The organism is Sphingomonas sp. NCPPB 2930 (assembly GCF_042867205.1).
In the GTDB taxonomy this organism is placed as follows: Bacteria; Pseudomonadota; Alphaproteobacteria; order Sphingomonadales; family Sphingomonadaceae; genus Sphingomonas.
Genome location: NZ_JBHZQU010000019.1, coordinates 37,625 through 55,926, shown reverse-complemented (window position 1 = coordinate 55,926; position 18,302 = coordinate 37,625). Strand labels below are relative to the sequence as shown.

Genomic DNA, 18,302 nt, shown 5'->3' with positions numbered 1-18,302 from the left:
GAAACGGCCCATCGACAAGCCTCCCGACATCGCGGCAAACTCTATCACAAAACAGCGTTTTTACACAGCCTCGGTGGAAAGAGGACGTTCAGCGTTTGATGGAAAGCCGGTCTAACTCTCGATTGTAGATCGCAGCGTAACGGCGAATCACAAAGTTCTCTTCCAAGCATTTGCTGTCAGACGTGGCTTCAATCATGCGAACGGGGAGCTTCGAATTCGCGACGCCCGGCACCTCTGAAGTGAAGCCGTAAATTCCGATAAGGTGGTGATCGTTTCGTTTGTATGCCGATGCTGCGTCTTGCCTAGCAGTGTTCAAGTTTAGGACCGGAAGTCCCCGGCAGTCCTCGGCGCCTACCCCATCCTGACCAGGGAGCTGCCGGCCACAGGCCGCAAGAGCTGCGAGCGCGAGCGGAATGACGACTCTCATAGGTAGACACTCTAGGCTCGTTAAGAACGTCCGCAAGTGGGCGCTTCCAGCCATTCTCGTTTGGGAATGGTCGCACGGGACGGTGTCGCTCGATGGGCCTGAGCACGCCTGTCTGTGAAGCTGGTGTCTCGCAATCCGTTCCCGATTGCTCCTTCCCGCAATGATGCCGGATCGACGGGCAACGCGGGACGCCGCTGCCATCGCCCCCCCCTCATCGCAACGATGACGCGCAAATTCAGTCCACGACCGCGATCAGCGCCATCAGCGCGAAGCCGAACCAGGGCATGACCCAGCGCGCCCTGCCGGATGTCGGGGCGCGGGCGCGATGGCGTTGCAGGCCGAAGTGCAGGAAGGTGCCCGCGCCCAGCGCCAGGATGGTCGGCTTGGCCAGGGGCCAGGCCTGTTCCTGCCGTATCGCCACGGCCCCCAGCACGACGCCCAGCGGCAGCGCGGCGATGAACATGTTCTGCATCGTCAGGGCCCTGCGGCGGGAGAGCGGGCTTTCGGTGAGCACCTGCGCCAGCGAGAACGACGCCGCCCCCTTGTGCGCGATCAGCGCGAGGAACAGCGCCAGGACTGCTGCTTCGCGCGACGTGGCGCCCAGGGCCGCCCCGGCCAGGAAGCTGTGCGCCGCCAGCGCGATGGCGGCCGCCAGCGCGGGGACGGCGGAGCGGCTACTGCCCAAGGCCAGATGCTCGAGCAGGGCAAGGCCCAGGATCGTCGCGCCGCAGATGACGAAGGGCCAGGGATAGCCGGTGCCATAAGCGGCATAGCCCTGCGCCGCGTCCGGCAGCATGTGGATCAGGCCCGCGCCCAGAAAGATACCGGCGGCCAGCGCGTCGCCCGTCGCGGCGATCGGCGACCCGTGCAACGGGCGGCTCGTGCGGAACCAGGGTATCGCCGCGACCACCGCCACGACGACCAATGTCCCGGTCAGCAGGATCAGGAGAAGCTCCCGGTTCACGCTGTCGCGCCTCCCATCGCCTATGCCCATCATGGATCGATGGCGATGTGATGGTGTATCATTGGAGATCGGTCAACATGGCCTGGTCGTCGGCGACACATAGGGGCCGGTGCTGCCCGACACGCCCCTTCGGCGTTGTGTCGAATGGATAGCGGCTATGGTCTGGTGGAGGGAAAGAGGGGTCTCTCAAACCGGCAAAGTTAAGGCGGGGAAAACCCGCCTTAACCAAGCGTCGCTGCCGACCGTCAGTTCGTTTTGAGCTCTACCGTGTAGGAGAATTTGTCGCCGGTCTCCTTGATCGTGAACTCATAGCGCAGGTTGACGCTCTGACCCCGCGTAAAGCCCGACTCCAGGCTGAAGTTGACCGTCTGTCCGTTGGCGATCACCGTGCCGTTGCCCAAGCCGGTGAACGACGCCGCAACCGTCGAACCCGTGGTCAGATTGACCGCCGTCGGATTCTGGATGGTGAAGCTGCCGCCATTGGCGACGAACCGGAACTTGTCGACGGTAACGGTGGTCGGACAGCCCGTCCCCGCGCAGCTCTGCGACTTCTGCATCGATGCGGAGGTGGTGTAAGGCAGCTTCAGAAGCTCGGTGGAGAAGCTGTCGACGCGGTACAGGGACAGGGTTGGCGCCACCGCCGTGATCGCGACCGTGACAGGAGCGCTGTCGACCGTGCCGTCGTTGACGACCAGCGTGGCGACATAGGTACCGGCCAGATCGGCGGTGAAGTTGGTGACCGCCTGTGTGTTCGCCGACAGGGACGCGCTGCTTCCGGCGGGCTTGGACGTCAGATTCCAGTCATATTTCAGCGGATCGCCATCGGCGTCGCTGCTGCCCCGTCCGTCCAGCGTGACGGTCGACCGCGTCAGGACATTCTGATCCTTCCCCGCATTGGCGACCGGCGCGGCGTTCGCCCGGCTCGACGTGATCGTCACGCTGTCGGCCACGCTCTTCAGCGCGCCATCGCTGACGATCAGCGACAGGATATAATTTCCGGCGACATCCGGGGTGAAGGTCGGCTTCGCGGCCGTGGTGGACGACAAGGCGGCCGAACTGCCCGAAGGACGGGCATCCATCGTCCATTGATAGGTGAGAGCATCGCCATTGGCGTCGCTGCTGGCACTGCCGTCGAGCGTTACCGTGGTGCCGTTCTTGACGTTCTGATCCGGGCCCGCATTGGCGACCGGCGCCGCATTGGCGACCGCAGCCGTGATGGTAACATCGGCAGGCGCGCTGTCGACCTTGCCGTCATTGACGATCAGGGTTGCGACATATGTGCCGGCGACATCGGCCGTGAAGGTCGGCTTTGCGTCCGTCACGGACGACAAGACCGCGGCGCTACCCGATGGCCGTGACTTGAATGCCCATTTGTACGTCAGCGCATCGCCATTGGCATCGATGCTGGCGCTGGCATCCAGCGTTACCGACGTCTTGGTCAGAACATTCTGATTGGCGCCGGGATTGGCGACCGGCGCCGTGTTGGTCGGGGTCGGAGTCGATGTCGCGGTGGGCGTCGGGGTCGGCGTGGGCGCGGTAACCACCGGTATATTTCCGCTCCCGGAACTTCCATCCCCCCCACATCCTGCAAGCAGGACGGTCAACGATATACTTCCTACGACAACAAGGTTCTTTAACTTCAACATATGGCATCCCCCCTGTGACTTGCCTTTAACTAAGCCCTTAGGGGTGATTTTTGCAGGTGTATAGTCCAGTTTTCCCTGACTTTCATAAATCTCCATATCGGACCAAATTGCGTCATGCCGCTATGCTTTTCCGGATCGATGGCGACAGCGGCGAATATAGGTCGCAACAGGGCGGGCCCAGGCTCGTAGCTGGTCGATGTCACGCATTCCCGACCAAAGGACCGGCGCAAGGATGCCGGGACGGGGCGTCGCCGATCGATCATTTCCCGCCCTGTCGAAAGCGGACCGCCACCCCCAGGGGTCATAACGAATACGTCACGACAGGGTATCGTTTTTCCCGTCAGTCATGCTATCGGCCCGAAAATATGGGCGGGCTTTCGGTGGATCCTCTGCGGCGATCGGGGTGGACGGCGTTTTGCGCGTCCTGACCTTCCTTCACAGTTTCGAGCCGGGCGGGGTCGAGCGGATCGCGTTGCGGCTCGTCCGGCGCTGGCGGGACAGCGGTGTCGATGCGCCGCTGTTCCTGGGGCGGACCGACGGCGCGATGGCGGGGGATGTCGGGGCGGGGCTGGACTTCGTCACGCCCCGGCGCCGCTGGCCGGGCATCGCGCATTGGGAGACGATCTGGATGGTCGCCACCCTGCCGCGCGCGGTGCGGGCGATGCGGCCCGACATGCTGTTCTGCGCGGGCAATACCTATGCCTTTGTCGCCGTGATGCTGAAGCTGACCCTGGGACGCAACTGCCCGCCGATCGTCGCCAAGATCAGCAACAATCTCGACCGCACCGACGCGTCCTGGTTCTACCGGTTCTTCTACCGCATCTGGCTGCGCATCCAGGGACTGGCGATCGACCATTTCGTCGGCATGGAAAAGCCGATGCGCGCCGAGATCGTGCAATGCGTCGGCGTGTCGCCCGCCCGCGTCGCGATCATCCCCGACCCGGCGCTGTCCGAGGCGCAGATCATGGCGCTTCGGACGCCGGTGGCCGCGCGGCCGCCTGTGGCGGGGCGGCGCTTCGTCACCATCGCGCGGCTGGCGCCCCAGAAGAACCTCGCGCTGATGCTGCGCGGCTTCGCGGCGGGCAGCGATCCCGCCGACACGCTGACCCTGTTCGGCGAGGGGCCCGAGCGGCCCGCGCTGGAGGCGCTGGCGGCCACGCTCGGCGTCGCGGACCGGGTCGATTTTCGCGGCTATGTCACCGATCCGGCGGGGCGGTTGGGGGCGTATGACATGCTGCTGCTGTCCTCCGACTATGAAGGCGTGCCCGCGGTGATCCTGGAGGGGCTGGCCGCCAATATCGGCATCATCGCCACCGATTGCAGCCGGTCGATGGCCGCGCTGTTGCAGCAGGGGGCGCTCGGCACGCTGGTGCCGGTCGGCGACGCGGCGGGCTTTGCCGCGGCGATCGCACAGGCCCGGCCGGGGGCGCAGGACGCGCATCGCACGCTGCACCAGGCGCGGCGCTTCGCCATCGAACAGGGCGCGGACCATTATCTGCGCGTGATGCACGGCGTCCTGCGGCGTCGCGCCGCACCCGCCCCGCTCTGCGGCGAACCGGTCCTGCCGCTCCTGTAAGTGGCTTCGATCAGGGGGGAATTCCGGATCGGGCGAGAGGCCCCGCCGGATAAGTCAACCCTCCCGAAGAAATTCGCCTTAATTGTGACATCATCGCCACAGTATGAAGGACCCATCACGTCGGCGATGGGAGTGGCTGGACGATGTTCTACAAGGGGAGCGCGCGGCCCGGGTGTCGCGCGGGATGGTCTACGATCGCGCTGGCCTGGGGCCTGGCGACACCGCTTCAGGCGCAGACCGCGCCGCCCCCCGCCGCCACCGACATCCCCCCGCCCGAAGTCACCGTCACCGGCAAGCGCGTCCCCGGCTCGGTCGTCGGCGCGGTAGAGCCGGTCGCGGTCCTCGATGCGCAGGCGCTCGACGCGCTGGGGGTGAGCAGCCTGAGCGACCTGCTGAAGAAGGTGAAGGCGCTGGCCAGCTCGTCGGGCGGGGGCGATCCGGTCATGCTGCTGAACGGGCGGCGCGTGTCGGGCTTTTCCGAATTCCAGTCGCTGCCCTATGAGGCGATCGAGAAGGTCGAGGTGCTGCCCGAGCAGGAGGCGGCGCGCTTCGGCTATCCGCCCAATGTCCGGGTGATGAACTTCATCACCAAGAAGAAATTCCGCGCGGTCACCGTCCATGTGCTGCCCGGCATCACCCCCGAGGGCGGGGGCGGCACCCAATACACCGAAGTCACCTCGGCCCGGATCGACGGGCCGCGCCGCCTGACCTTCAACGTGTCGCATCTGCGCCAGGACCCGGTGCTCCAGAGCCAGCGTGCCATCGTCCCCGATCCCGAGACGCTCTATGCGACGACCGGCAATGTGACGGGCGTCAACGGCGCCAGCCTGGACCCCCGGCTCGATACGCTGGCGGGGCGGGCGGTGACGATGGCGGGGGTGCCGGTCGATCCGGCCGCGCGGGCGTCGCTGGCCGCCTATGCGAACAGCCCGGCCGGGGTCACCGACCTGGGCCCCTATCGCACGCTCCAGCCGCTGAGCGACACCATCCATAGCGAGGCCAGCCTGGCCGCGCCGCTCGGCAAGACCATGTCGGGCTCGCTGATCCTGTCGATGGAGGCGGTCCAGACCAAGGGGCTCAACGGGCTGGCCCCCGCGCTGCTGCGCGTGCCGGGCGGGGCGGGGAGTTTTCCCTTTGCCAACGACACGCTCCTCTATCGCTATCTGCCCGGCAGCGTGCTGCACCAGCGGACGACCAGCATGGCGCTGCATGGCGGGGGCACGCTGACCGGCGATGTCCGGCGCTGGAGCTGGGCGATCACCGGCAATTACGACCGGATGGTGTCGCGCGGCACCTCGGAGACGGGGGTGCCGCTGGGCGCGCTCCAGGCGTCGATCGATGCCGGGGGCGATCCGATGGCGGCGATCGATCCCGCGATCGCCGCTGAGCGCAACCTCAACCGCAGCCGCGCGGTGTCGGACACGCTGGGGGTCAAGGCGACCGCCAACGGCCCGGTCGCCCGCCTGCCCGCGGGCGAGGCGATGCTGACCGTCACCACCGACTATGCGCGGGTCGACAGCGATGCGCGCACCGATCTGGCGCTGCCCGCCGACGGCATCGGGCGCACCACGCGCGGGGCCAGCGTCAATGCCAGCGTGCCGCTCGCCTCGGCGCGCGAAGGCTCGCTGGGCTTTCTGGGCGAATTGCAGCTCAGCGGCATGGCGGGCGTGTCGCAGGTGTCGGGCTTCGGGCGGCTCGGCACCTCCAATCTGGGGCTGAACTGGACGCCGTTCCGCCCCGTGCAGCTCAACGCCTCGGTCAATGTCGCGCAGGCCGCGCCCGCCGTGACCCAGCTGGTCGCGCCGGTCGTGGCGACGCCCAACACGCCCTTTTTCGATTTCGTTACCGGGCGCAGCACGCTGGTCACCACGATCATGGGCGGCAATCCGAACCTGGCCCCCGAAAAGCGGCGGGTGACGACGCTGGGCCTGGCGGTGCAGCCGATCAAGGACAAGGAGATCCGGCTCAGCCTGGACTATCTCGACACGCGGATCGACAACCAGGCCGCCTCGCTGGGCGGGGCGACCCCGGCGTTCCAGCGCGTCTTTCCCGACCTGTTCGCGCGCGACGCGCTGGGCGCGCTGACCCGCGTCGACCTGCGCCCGGTCAATCTGGCGTTCGAGCGCGAGCGCAAGCTGCGGCTGACCTTCGACGTGCAGACCCAGCTGGGCAAGAGCCCCCCGCCCCCCGCCGCACCCCCCGCCCCGGATGCGGCCAAGACCGCGCCCCCGCCGCGCCCGCGCAAGCAGCCCGGTTTCCTGATGGTGTCGGCGACGACCAGCTACCGGCTGGAGGACCGGCTGACCCTGCGCGACGGCGGGCCGGTGCTCGACCTGCTCGACGGGGCGACGCTGAACGGCACGGGCGGGCGGCCGCGCTGGGATGTCGAGCTGAACGCCCATGTCTCGAAGGGGGTCGCCAATCTGGGCGTGTTCGGCCGCATCCAGGGCCCGACCCGCATCCGCAGCGACATCGCCGCCTCGGACCTGCATTTCTCGGGGCGGACCTGGCTGGTCCTCTACAGCTTCATCAGGGTCGAGAGGATCGTCGACAAGCCCTGGGCCAAGGGGCTGAACGTCAGCATGGCGGTCGAGAATCTGCTCAACGACCGGATCAACGTCACCGACCGCGACGGCCAGACCCCCAACCGCTTCCAACCCGCCTATCTCGACCCAATCGGCCGCTCGATCCGGATCGGGGTGCGGAAATTGTTCTGAGGGGGGCGAGGTGGGAAAGGTTTGGGATATAAGCGAGAATCGGATAGGTCCTCGCGATGCTTCTACGTCTCGTCTTCATGGGGCTGACCTTCGCGACCGCGACGGCGGCCATCGCGCAGCCCCCTGCCCCGGACAGTCGATTGCTGCGCGCGTCGGGCCGCTTCGTCGATACGACGGTCGGCTTCTGGGAAATGCACAGTCAGCCGGAATTCGCCAAGGAACCGACGCTTGCCGAGCTGACCCGCGCGGCGCCTCGCGAGGCGGCCGTCGACTTCAGCCTGTCGTTCAATTGCGCCGTCAGGACGAACGGCAGCCTGTCCGATTGCCGGCCGATCTACCTGTCCCCCGAGTCCATCGACAAGGCCGCGTTGGTGCGTGCGCTTACACCGCTATACCGGCTGAGCCGGGCGAGCGCCGCGCTGGCCCATGACCAGGCCTATCGCCTGACGATCGATGTCGCGCTCGACGCCGTCGACAGCTATGGCATGCCGAAGGAATGCCACCCGCCCTTCTGCATGATCGAGGGAGCAAAGCCTCCCCCGCCGCCACCGCCCATCCACGACCCGGTGCTGGCCGCTGCCCTGGCACGCACGCGGGCCTGTTTCGACCCGGCATGGGAGCGATCGGGAACGCTGAGATTCGCGGCGGAAAAGGCATTGCGGGATCGGTCGGGGCGACCGGCGACCGACGAAGATCGACGGCTGGCGCTCGATTATGTCCATAGCAGGCATGCGATCGTCGCCTGTATCGCGGACCTTCGTGCGACGGCCCGGCTCTTGCCCCTCAATGCCACCGACAGCAAGTCCGTCCAAGGCGCCATCGACGGGATGACCAGCAGCTATGAGGGCCAGACCCGCTATGAACTGGCGATTCTGATCGGCTTGCTGGACCCTGCGGCTGCCAAAGTCGAGGCGTCCATTCAGTGAGTCCTGACGCCCCCCCGCTTTGATCGGGACACCCCGGCTGGCGATGTCGCCGCAGTCGCACGCGAGGTGGCGACGGAGCGCGCCTGAGGCGTGCCCGCGTCTCCAACCCGACATTCCTGAACGCCAGAGAACAACCCCGTTCAGCCTCGCGAAGCACGGCCCGTGATACATCCGTGCCATGCCCGGTGATGGGCATGGAGGGACCAGTCATGAAGGTGACGCGTATCATTGTCGCCGGCCTCGCGATCGCAACGCTGGGGCTCAGTGCAAATGCCAGTGCGCAGGAATGGGGACCGCCCCCGCCTCCGCCGCCTCCCGGCTGGGGCCCCCCACCCCCGCCCCCTCCGCCGCCTCCGCCCCCGCATTGGGGTGGCTATGACGGAGGCTATGGCTGGCGCGATGCGGGCTATGGCTACCGGCCCTATCGGCCGTATCGCCCCTATCATCGCTGCTGGACCGAATATCGCGGCTGGGAGCGGGTGCGGATCTGCCGGTGATGGAATTCCTCCCCTGCAAGGGGAGGGGGACCAGGCGCAGCATGGTGGAGGGGTGTCCCGCTCGCGAGAGGGTGACACCCCTCCGTCAGGCCTTCGGCCTGCCACCTCCCCTTGCAGGGGAGGAATGGGGAGCGATCAGTCCGAGCCGAAGATATCCCGCGTGAACAGCTTGTCCGCGACATCGGCCAGTTCGGGGTCGTTGCGATTGGCGATGATGACGTCGCAATCGGCCTTGAACGCGGCCAGGTCGCGGACCACGCGCGAGCCGAAGAACGCGTCTTCGTGCAGGGACGGTTCGTAGACCACGACCTCGATCCCCTTGGCCTTGATCCGCTTCATGATCCCCTGGATCGAGGATTGGCGGAAATTGTCCGACCCCGCCTTCATCGTCAGGCGGAAGATGCCGACGCGGCCGGGCTTCCTGGCGATGATCTGGTCGGCCAGGAAATCCTTGCGGGTGCGGTTGGCGTCGACGATCGCGCGGATCAGGTTCTGCGGCACGCTGGTATAATTGGCCAGCAGCTGCTTGGTGTCCTTGGGCAGGCAATAGCCGCCATAGCCGAAGCTGGGATTGTTGTAGTGCGTGCCGATGCGCGGGTCGAGGCCGACGCCCTCGATGATCTGGCGCGTGTCCATGTCGCCCGCGATCGCATAGCTGTCGAGTTCGTTGAAGAAGGCGACGCGCATCGCGAGATAGGTGTTGGCGAACAGCTTGATCGCCTCGGCCTCGCGGGTGCCGGTGAACAGGACGGGGATGTCGGCCTTCTCTGCACCCTGGACCAGCAGCTCGGCAAAGATCCGCGCCCGCTCCGACTGTTCGCCGACGATGATCCGCGACGGGTGGAGATTGTCGTGCAGCGCGCGCCCCTCGCGCAGGAATTCGGGGCTGAAGATGACCTGTGTCGTATCCAGCCGCGCGCGGACATCGTCGACGAAGCCGACCGGGATGGTCGACTTGACCACCACGGTGGCCCCCGGTGCATGGGTCTTGGCCAGGGTGATGACCGCCTCGACCGAGCTGGTGTTGAAGCTGTTGGTGTCGATGTCGTAATTGGTCGGCGTCGCGACGATGACGTAATCGGCGCCCGCCAGCGCCTCGGCCGCATCCGTCGTGGCGGACAGGTCCAGGTCGCGGCCGGTCAGGAAGTCCTGCAACTCGGCATCGATGATCGGCGAGGTCCGCGCATTCACCATCGCGACCCGCTCGGCCGAGATGTCGACCGCGACGACCCGGTTGTGCTGGGCCAGCAGCACGGCGTTGGACAGTCCGACATAGCCCAGGCCGAAAACGGCAATCTTCATTTCAACATCCCCAGACGGGGCGGGCCATCGGTCCGTCCGTCAGCTTGCGTTGCATCTTGTCCCGCGTGCCATGCATGAGCGGTCCCGCAATCGCAAATGCCGTGGCGAAGGAATGCTGCGCTCTCCCTACAACCCCAGCGCCTTCCGCACCTTGTCCCAGCCGACATATTTGAAATTCTGGGTATCGGGCGCATTGTCGCCGTCCTGCGCGACGAACAGGCCCCTGGGGTAAGCGGGGCCGAAATCGCCCAGCGCCAGCTCGATCCCGTCGGTGTCGCTGGTCCCGTCGATCGCCCCTCCGCCGATGCGGAAGCGCCCCGCATAGATCACGCCGGGCAGGCGATAGAGCGTATAGGCATTGTCGCCCTGGCTGGAGACGACCAGATAGCCGCCCTTCGCCCCCTTGGGCGCCAGCGCCAGCCCCTCGGCATCGGCGACGAGGGTGCGCCCGTCGACCCGCGCGATCGGGGTGGCGGTGCCGGGCGCGGCGGGGTCGGCCGCGAAGCGCCACAGCCCGACATCCTCCTCCGCCACATAGAGCAGCCCGGTCCGGTCATCGACCACGCACCCCTCGGCCTGGCTGCCCAGCTTCATGCTGCGCACGGTCTCGACGCGCGGGGTCGCGCCGGACAGGTCGATGCGGACCTGGTCGATCCGCCCGTCCTTCAGCACGACAAAGCCGAACAGCGCCTTGTCGCTGGCGCGGGTCCACAGGCACATGCCGTACGCCTCGCCCGCCCCCACCGGATAGCGGCCCATCGGCACCAGCCGGCGCGCCACGGTGTCGAGGGTGAACAGCGCGACATGCGCCTGCGCCTTGTCCGCCCGGTCGCTGGCCGCGACGATCACCCGCCCCCCCGTCTCGCGCAGATCGACATTGTTCAGCCGCGCGGCGGGGGTGAAGGACAACCGCCTGCCCGCCAGGTCATAGACATGGATGCCCGCCTGCTTGTCGGTGCCGATCACCAGGCTCGCGGCCGGATTGGCGGCGTTGCGCCAGATGGCGGGATCGTCGGCCGCGTCGGAGGTGCTGTCGACCGGATCGGTCTCGGCGCTGGCCGCCACGGTCGGCGTGGCGACCGGCGTCGCGGCGGGCATGCTGGCGCACCCGGCGAGCAGCAGCGCCGTCAGCGCCGCCCTCACAGCTTCACCCGCACGCCACCGAACACGGTGTAGCCGAACTTCTCATATTCATAGGTCCGGTAACGCTGCCCGAAATAGCGGACGCCCGGCGTGTTGGTCAGGTTCTTGCCCTCGGCGAACAGGTTGATGCCGCGCGCCAGCTGCACGCTGCCCGTCACGTCGAGCTGGCCGCGCCCTTCCCAATACAGATCGAGCGCAGGATTGTCAGCGTTGATCTCGTCCAGATAGTCGCTGCGCTTGGTATAGGCGACGCGCAAATTCACCGGCCCGCGCTCGTAGAAGACGCTGGCATTCCACATATGCGTCGACTGGCCCGGCAGCGCGAAGCGGCTGCGCCCGGCATAGCTCCCGTCGAAGCGCGCGCTCCCCTTGGTATAGGTGTAATTGGCGAACACGCCCAACCCGCCCAGCACGCCGGGCAGGAAGCTCAGCTGCTGCTGCCAGTTCAGCTCGACGCCGTACAGCTCGCCACGCCGCGCATTGACCGGACGGCTGAGGATCGCGCCGCCTACGCCATTGTAAACGCCCGTGCTGGTCAGCGTGTAGCGATAGTCGGACAGGTCCTTGTAGAAGCCGTTGACCGAGATCACCCCCAGCGGCCGGATGTAATATTCCAGGCCCGCATCGACATTGTTCGACAAGGTGGGCTTCAGGTCGGGATTGCCGAACTCGACCCGGACCGTATTGCCCTCGGTCGTCTCCAGCACGCGCGGGGCGATCTGCGGGAAATTGGGGCGGTTGATCGCGCGGCTGAGGGCGGTGCGCAGGATCAGGTTGGGGGTGAAGGCCTGGCGCAGCGTCAGGTTGGGGAAGACATCGGCATAGCCGTTATGCCCCCGCGCGGTCGTCACCGCCCCGGTGCGCGAGACGCTGGGCGCGCTGCTCTCGAAATCGGTGGTCTCGACGCGCAGCCCGGCGATCAGGGTCGTGCCGTCCTTGACATATTTGGCCATGCCGAACAGGCCGAGGATCTTCTCCTCCGCCGTATAGTCGGCGGTCAGCGATTGCGGCAGGCGACGCTCCGAGGCCGCCTTGGTCGCGTCGAAATAGGCATCGACCAGCCCGGTGCCGAAGCGCTGCCCCAGATCATAGCCGAAATTGCGCGACTCCTGGTCGGACAACAGCCCCGCCAGGCTCTGGCTCGGCGCGGCGGACGAACGGCGATCGCGGAACCGCTCCTCGTCGGCATTGATATGCCGCGCGCGATATTTGCCCCCGGTCGAGAAGGTCACGAGATCGCCGACCGGCAGGTCGGAGCGGACGGCGACGGTGAATTCGTCATTCTTCGTCGTGTTCGACCGATAGGCATTTTCGCGGAAGCTATAGGTGCCGAGCTGGAGATGCTCCTTCGAGCTGAACAGCGAATAGCCGGGCAGGTCGGAATCGCTGAAGTCATAGGACAAGGTCGGCCGCAACGACGATCGGAACAGCAGTTCGTCGCGACGCGGATAGGTCTGCGAGCTTTCGCTATAGGCCACATCCGCGCGGATCGCGCCCTCGCCCAGCCGCTGCTCGATCCCGGCGGTCGCCGACCAGATCTCGTTCACCTGTTTGCGGTGGCGGACCTGCTTTTCGATACGGGTGTTGCGGTACGTCGCGGCGCGGTCGGTCGATCCCGACAGGAGCGTGCCCTCGCTCCACAATATGCCGATACGGTCGCGATATTCGTCATCCTCGAACCGGGCATAGGTGCCGCGCACCCAAGCATGGGTCCGGTCCGAGGGGCGCCATTCAAACGCGCCGGTGCCCGCGATACGCTGGCGCTTGGTGTCGTAATCCTTGAACAGCGTCTCGGTGACGCGCAAGCCCGCGGGCGTCTGGCTCCATGTGTTCTCGACATTGTCGGGCCGGCGATGGGTCATCGAATAGCTGCCCGAGAGCAGCAGGCCGAACTGGCGATCGGGACCGAAGGTGTCGCTGACCGCGGCCGATCCGCGATAGTCGCTACCCTTGCCATATTGGTTGTAGCTGGCCCCCGCCATGCCGGTCAGCGCAAAGCCCTTGCGGTCGAAGGGCGAGCGGGTGGTGATGTTGACTGCGCCCGCGATCGAATCCGCATCCTGATAGGGGAGCAGCGACTTGGTCACTTCGAGGTTCGCGACGATGTCCGAGGGCAGCGTGTCGAGGTCGACGGCGCGCGTCGTCGGATCGACCGAGGGGATCTGGATCCCGTCGACCGAGACGGCGGACCATTCGCTCGGCGCGCCGCGCACATTGATATAGCGGCCCTCGCCCTGGTCGCGCTCGATCCCGACGCCGGGCGCGCGCTGGAGCGCCTCGGCGATGTTGGGATCGGGGAAGCGGCCGATCGCGTCGGACGAGATGATGGTGACGGTGTTGTCGGCGGTCCGCTGCTGGTTGAGCGCGCGCGCGGTATTGTCGAGCAGCGAGGCGCCTGTGACGACGACCTCATGGTCCGGGCCAGCGGCGGGCGGCATGGTCAGCACCACCGGGCGGCCGCGATCGGCCGCGGGCACGACATGGGTCACGGACGCGCGGCCGAGATAGTCGATGCGCAGCGTGACGTCGCCCGCCTCGTCGGGGGTGACGATGCTGAACGCGCCCTGGAGATTGGTGGTCGCCTGCGCCTCCGTCTCCTCGACGGTGACGCGCGCCCCGGGCAGCGCGACGCCGGTCGCGTCATAGAGGCGGCCCGACAGGATCGGCCCCGACACGGGCACCCCCGCCGGTGCCCCCGCCGGCATTTCCCCCGGGACCTTCGCGAGGACGGGCGAGGCGGCAAAGCCCAATGCGATGAGCGAGGCCCCCGCGAAACCGCGGATGCCGAAACGGATGGCGTGCATGATGCTTCCCCTGGGCGCTTGGTCGTGCCGACACCCCCCGGCGCCGGTCGTTCCCGCCCCCGTGGCGGGGGTTTGTTACGAAGCGATGTGAAAGGGATGACGATTGGGTGACGCGGGCGTCACGCAATCGTTTTTCGAGGCGCATTCGCCAAAAGCTTATTCCTCCCCTGCAAGGGGAGGGGGACCGGCAAAGCTGGTGGAGGGGTGTCACCCGCCGTGAGGTTTCCCGACCTCTCCGACCGGGACACCCCTCCGTCGCGCTGCGCGCGCCACCTCCCCTTGCAGGGGAGGAATGACGGTCACCCCCTGGTCAGATACAGCGCGCGCAGCTTCGCAACCTTGGCGGCGTCCAGCCCCAGCTCGTCCCTGAGATACCCCATCGTCCCGCCCGGATGGCGGTCGGTCACCGCGAACACCGCGTCGATATAGCGGCGGTCGACCCCGGCAAAGGCGTGCGCCGCCTCGGGCGAGAGTTTCGCCCAGAAGCCGGTCGGGTGGGCGGGCGGCGGGGCCATGTGCTGGTTGGAGAGGAGGTAATCCTCGACGATCGTCGCCCTCGGCACCCCCAGCGCCGTCAGCAGGAGAGCGGCCGCGACGCCGGTGCGGTCCTTGCCCGCCGTGCAGTGAAAGGCCAGCGGCACGTCGCCCGCCAACAGCTCGGCGAACATGCGGGCATACTGGCCGCGAAACTGGTCGAGCAGCTTCGGATAGGTCGCGGTCATCGCCGCGACCACCTGCTCATGCGTCCAGGTCGACGGATCGCCGGGCAGCATCATGCCGCTCATGTCGAGCGCATAATCGTCGCTCAGCACCTTGGGCTTCCGGCCCGCAGGCCAGAGCGTCGGCTCGCCCGCCCGCTCGCGCGTGTCGCGAAAGTCGCAGACGGTGCGGATGCCCAGCCTTTGCAGCGTCACGTAATCCGCCGGGGTCAGGTCGTGCATCTGCCCCGAGCGATAGAGCAGCCCCCATTTCACCATCCGCCCGTCGGCGGTGCGATAGCCGCCCAGATCGCGGAAATTGCGGCCGCCCTGAAGCGGCAGCACGCGGCGGTGCGCCGCCCCCGCCACCGGGGCGGGCGCCGAAGCCCCCACCCCCGCCGGGACCGCCAACAGCATCGCCAAGGCGACCGCGCGGCGCATCAGAACTTCACCGTCGCTTCCAGGCCATAGGTGCGCGCCTCGTTGAAGAAGCCCGACACGCCGGTCGCGGTGTTCAGCGTCTTGTAGAACAGATGCTGCTCGTTCAGCAGGTTGCGCGCCCATGCCGACACGCTCAGCCGTGCGCCGGTGTCGTTCAGCGCGATGTCGGTCACGCCGATCCGGCCGTTGACGATGAAGCCCGGATCGCCCTTGGGCTGGTTCACCCCCGGCGCGGGGTCGTTGTAATTGGCATAGAAGCCGCTGTCATAATTGGCGTCGAGATGCGCGACCAGGCTGTAATCGCCCATCGGCCGCTCATAATCGATCGCGCCGCTGGCGGCATGCGCGGGGGTATAGACCGGATAGATCTTGATCGGCGTGGCGACGACCGTGCCGTTCACCCCCTGCGGGAAGGGGTTCACCGTCGCCGGGATGGTCAGGTCGTTATAGGAATAGCTGGCGGTCAGCGTCAGGCCCGCCATCGGCGCCACGGTCAGCTCCGCCTCGATCCCCTTGGCGCGGCCGGTGCCGGGCGCATTGGTCGTCTCGATCGTGGTGCGGGTGGTTTCCAGCAGCTTGCCGTTCGCGTCGAACTGCAAATAATTGGCCTGGAAATCGATCTGGATCGACTTGTACGCGCCGGTATAGGCGGCCAGGTTCAGCCGGACGCGGCGGTCGAGGAACTCGCTCTTGGCGCCGATCTCGAACATCGACAGCGTTTCCGGGTTGAACGGCGCATAGGTCAGCGAGCGCGAATTGGCGCCGCCCGACTTATAGCCCTCCGACCATTTGCCATAGACATGGACCGCCTGGGTCACGTCATAGGCCAGCGTCACCAGCGGATCGACCCGCGACCAGGCCGCGTCCAGCGCGCGCGGCGCGACCACGCCGTTGACGCTGGGGGTCTTGCCGTTGACGATGAACAGCTCGCCCCGCTTCATGTCGCGGGTATAGCGCGCGCCCGCGGTCAGGTGCAGCCGGTCGTCGGCGATCCCCGGGGTCCAGGTCGCCTGGCCGAACGCGCCGATGCTGCGCGTCGTGATCCGGCTGGCGCGGTCATAGGGGACGGTCGCGATATTATAGGTGGCGACCGTGGCGGCGGTGCCGTCGGCGTTCCAAACCATCGAGTTGAACGCCTGGGCGTTGTCCTCGGTATGCTCGCGGTACGCCATCGCGCCCAGCACATATTTCAGGCGCGGCGTGTCGCCGATCAGCTGGATTTCCTGGCTGAACTGGTTCTGCGCGAACCCGGCCAGGCTATAGCGGCTGAACGCGCCGTTCGGCTTGTAGGTCGAGCTGTTCTGCCCGCCATTGTCATATTGGCTCTGGTCCAGCTCGCGATAGGCGGTGATCGACTTGAGCTGGAGCCCCGGCGCGATGTCCAGGCCCAGCGTCAGGCGGTGGCCATGCGTCCGCCCGATGCTCTCCTGCTGCGGCACGCCGATGCTGGCGGTGCGGACGCGGTCGGGCTGGAGCGGCAAGGCGGGCGCGCGGGCCAGCGTTCCGGCGGTGATCGCCTGGAGATAGAGCGGGGTCGAGGCGTCATAGGAGGTGTCGAAGGCATAGTCCGCGCTGACGCCGCTTTCGGGCTTCCACAGCACCTCGACATGCGCGCCGTGCCGGTCGAAGCCGTTAAAGTCCGACTGGCCGGGCAGCGGGTTGGCGACCAGGCCGCCCCGCTTGGTGACGATGCCGTCCAGCTTGACGCTGAAATTATGCCATTCGGGCAGGTTGAGATGCGCCTCGGCCTTGTGGCTGCCGAAATTGCCGATGCCCGCGGTCGCGGTGAGGCCGAACTGGCCGGTGGGCTTTTTGGTCACGATGCTGACCGCGCCGCCTTCGGTATTGCGGCCGAACAGCGTGCCCTGCGGACCCTTCAGCACCTCGATGCTCTCGATGTCATAGAGCGCAGTGCCCAGCCCCTGGGCGCGGCCCAGATACACGCCGTCGATATAGACGCCCACGCCCTGGTCGCGCGCGGGCTGGTTGCTGTCGGCCAGCACGCCGATGCCGCGGATGTTCATGATGAGCGCGGAGTTGCGCGAATAGAAGGGCGCGACGCGAAGCGACGGGATCGCGCCGTCCTGAAGGTCGACCAGCGACTGGACGTGGCGGTTCTGGAGATCCTCGGCGGACAGGACCGAGATGGCGATCGGGGTCTTCTGCAGGCTCTGGGGGCGCTTCTCGGCGGTCACGATGACCTCGTTGAGCGAACCGTCGGCATTGGTCTTCTGGTCGTCGGGCGCGGCGGTCTTGGCCGGTTCGGGCTCGGCCGCAAAGGCGGGCGTGGCAAGCAGAAGAGCCAGCGCGCTGGACGCAAAGAGCCGCCCCGCGAAATGCGAGTCAAACGAAGTCATTTCCGTGGTTCCCCCCAAAGGATTATCGGCGCGTCCCTTGGTGGCGGATCATTGCGGGATGATGACGTTTTGGGGGGATGCTGCGGTTTTTATGATGACGATTGTGTCATCTTGGGGGCGGGTCAATCCTACGCCGAGCCCGGCAACCCGAGAATATCGCTGCGATCCGTGCCGTCCATCGGCAACGTCGCCTTCAGAACAGGCGGTCGAGGTCGCGCACGCCTTCGACAACCGCAACGATCTCGACCTGATCGGCGTCGGCGTCATGCTCGTAGAGGATCAGATAGCGCCCATGAACGAGCGTGCGGGCGCCTGGTCGGATATCGTCCCGGGACGTGCCGATGCCGGGGAAATCCCGCAACCTTTCGATCTTGGCGTCCAGCGCCAGCAGCAGCCTGTCGGCAGCATGGTCGTCATCCCGCGCGATATAGGTCCAGATCCGTTTGAAATCCTCGCGGGCGCGACGCGATAGGACGATCGCGGTCATCTCAGCCCGCAGCGTCGGCTTCGCCTCGGGCTTCTGCGATAATCGCCTTCATGTCGAGTGGACCGGCAATACCGCTGGTCTTGCCCTTGTCCCATGCGTCGCGCAGCAGCCGCAATTCCTCCGCACGAAAGGCCCGGCGCTCGTTCCACAGGCGCATCGCATCGCGCACCACTTCGCTCGCCGACGCATATTCCCCCGCCGCGATGGCGGCATGGATCGTCTCCGCCATCGGCTCGGGGACCACGACGGTCATTCTGGCATATTCACCCATCGTAGAACTCGCATCCATCGATGCCGTTCATAATAATTCATAACGG

At 66.8% G+C, this 18,302-nt stretch carries 12 protein-coding genes; 3 read left to right on the top strand and 9 right to left on the bottom strand.

Annotation, left to right across the window (positions count from 1 at the left end; all coding sequences use genetic code 11):
* Positions 1-662 precede the first annotated feature (662 nt).
* Positions 663-1,391, bottom strand: a complete 729-nt coding sequence (locus ACFX59_RS16470; protein WP_387433797.1) for a ZIP family metal transporter — start codon at positions 1,389-1,391, stop codon at positions 663-665.
* Between the two features lie 245 nt (positions 1,392-1,636).
* Entirely contained in the window at positions 1,637-2,935 is a 1,299-nt protein-coding gene (locus tag ACFX59_RS16465; RefSeq protein WP_387433794.1) for a PKD domain-containing protein, read from the bottom strand.
* A 517-nt stretch (positions 2,936-3,452) separates the two neighbouring features.
* On the opposite strand from ACFX59_RS16465, the gene ACFX59_RS16460 reads away from it, so the two are divergent.
* From ACFX59_RS16460 to ACFX59_RS16450, 3 genes are all read left to right on the top strand, one after another.
* Positions 3,453-4,613: a glycosyltransferase gene (locus ACFX59_RS16460; protein ID WP_387433791.1), complete on the top strand. Its 1,161-nt coding sequence runs from the start codon at positions 3,453-3,455 to the stop codon at positions 4,611-4,613.
* 143 nt (positions 4,614-4,756) lie between these two features.
* On the top strand, positions 4,757-7,330 hold the full coding sequence (locus ACFX59_RS16455) for a TonB-dependent receptor domain-containing protein (protein ID WP_387433789.1): 2,574 nt from the start codon (positions 4,757-4,759) through the stop codon (positions 7,328-7,330).
* A gap of 77 nt (positions 7,331-7,407) precedes the next feature.
* On the top strand, positions 7,408-8,256 hold the full coding sequence (locus ACFX59_RS16450; protein WP_387433786.1) for a hypothetical protein: 849 nt from the start codon (positions 7,408-7,410) through the stop codon (positions 8,254-8,256).
* 632 nt (positions 8,257-8,888) lie between these two features.
* Here ACFX59_RS16450 and ACFX59_RS16445 read toward each other — a convergent pair.
* The 7 genes from ACFX59_RS16445 to ACFX59_RS16415 all read right to left on the bottom strand — a co-directional run bounded on the left by ACFX59_RS16445 (position 8,889) and on the right by ACFX59_RS16415 (position 18,238).
* Complete coding sequence (locus ACFX59_RS16445; protein ID WP_387433783.1) at positions 8,889-10,055, bottom strand: nucleotide sugar dehydrogenase; 1,167 nt, start codon at positions 10,053-10,055, stop codon at positions 8,889-8,891.
* 126 nt (positions 10,056-10,181) lie between these two features.
* Positions 10,182-11,198 carry a phytase gene (locus tag ACFX59_RS16440; RefSeq protein ID WP_387433781.1) on the bottom strand — a complete coding sequence of 339 codons (1,017 nt, stop codon included), beginning with the start codon at positions 11,196-11,198 and terminating at the stop codon, positions 10,182-10,184.
* Positions 11,195-14,002, bottom strand: a complete 2,808-nt coding sequence (locus tag ACFX59_RS16435) for a TonB-dependent receptor (RefSeq protein ID WP_387433778.1) — start codon at positions 14,000-14,002, stop codon at positions 11,195-11,197. Before ACFX59_RS16435 ends, ACFX59_RS16440 begins: the two co-directional genes overlap by 4 nt.
* A gap of 299 nt (positions 14,003-14,301) precedes the next feature.
* Positions 14,302-15,141, bottom strand: a complete 840-nt coding sequence (locus tag ACFX59_RS16430; RefSeq protein ID WP_387433775.1) for a tyrosine-protein phosphatase — start codon at positions 15,139-15,141, stop codon at positions 14,302-14,304.
* A complete protein-coding gene (locus ACFX59_RS16425; RefSeq protein WP_387433773.1) occupies positions 15,141-17,498 on the bottom strand; it encodes a TonB-dependent receptor in 2,358 nt (785 codons plus the stop codon). The genes ACFX59_RS16430 and ACFX59_RS16425 overlap by 1 nt, the downstream gene beginning before the upstream one ends.
* A 193-nt stretch (positions 17,499-17,691) precedes the next feature.
* A complete protein-coding gene (locus tag ACFX59_RS16420; protein ID WP_307104963.1) occupies positions 17,692-17,985 on the bottom strand; it encodes a type II toxin-antitoxin system RelE/ParE family toxin in 294 nt (97 codons plus the stop codon).
* Between the two features lies 1 nt (position 17,986).
* Complete coding sequence (locus ACFX59_RS16415) at positions 17,987-18,238, bottom strand: type II toxin-antitoxin system ParD family antitoxin (RefSeq protein ID WP_307104965.1); 252 nt, start codon at positions 18,236-18,238, stop codon at positions 17,987-17,989.
* Positions 18,239-18,302 lie beyond the last annotated feature (64 nt).

What these genes read in the sequence shown, in the direction of transcription:
- ACFX59_RS16415 (WP_307104965.1), bottom strand. Translation starts at nt 18,238, where the DNA reads ATGACCGTCGTGGTCCCCGAGCCGATGGCGGAGACGATCCATGCCGCC.
- ACFX59_RS16455 (WP_387433789.1), top strand. Translation starts at nt 4,757, where the DNA reads ATGTTCTACAAGGGGAGCGCGCGGCCCGGGTGTCGCGCGGGATGGTCT.
- ACFX59_RS16445 (WP_387433783.1), bottom strand. Translation starts at nt 10,055, where the DNA reads ATGAAGATTGCCGTTTTCGGCCTGGGCTATGTCGGACTGTCCAACGCC.
- ACFX59_RS16430 (WP_387433775.1), bottom strand. Translation starts at nt 15,141, where the DNA reads ATGCGCCGCGCGGTCGCCTTGGCGATGCTGTTGGCGGTCCCGGCGGGG.
- ACFX59_RS16425 (WP_387433773.1), bottom strand. Translation starts at nt 17,498, where the DNA reads ATGACTTCGTTTGACTCGCATTTCGCGGGGCGGCTCTTTGCGTCCAGC.
- ACFX59_RS16450 (WP_387433786.1), top strand. Translation starts at nt 7,408, where the DNA reads ATGGGGCTGACCTTCGCGACCGCGACGGCGGCCATCGCGCAGCCCCCT.
- ACFX59_RS16435 (WP_387433778.1), bottom strand. Translation starts at nt 14,002, where the DNA reads ATGCACGCCATCCGTTTCGGCATCCGCGGTTTCGCGGGGGCCTCGCTC.
- ACFX59_RS16420 (WP_307104963.1), bottom strand. Translation starts at nt 17,985, where the DNA reads ATGACCGCGATCGTCCTATCGCGTCGCGCCCGCGAGGATTTCAAACGG.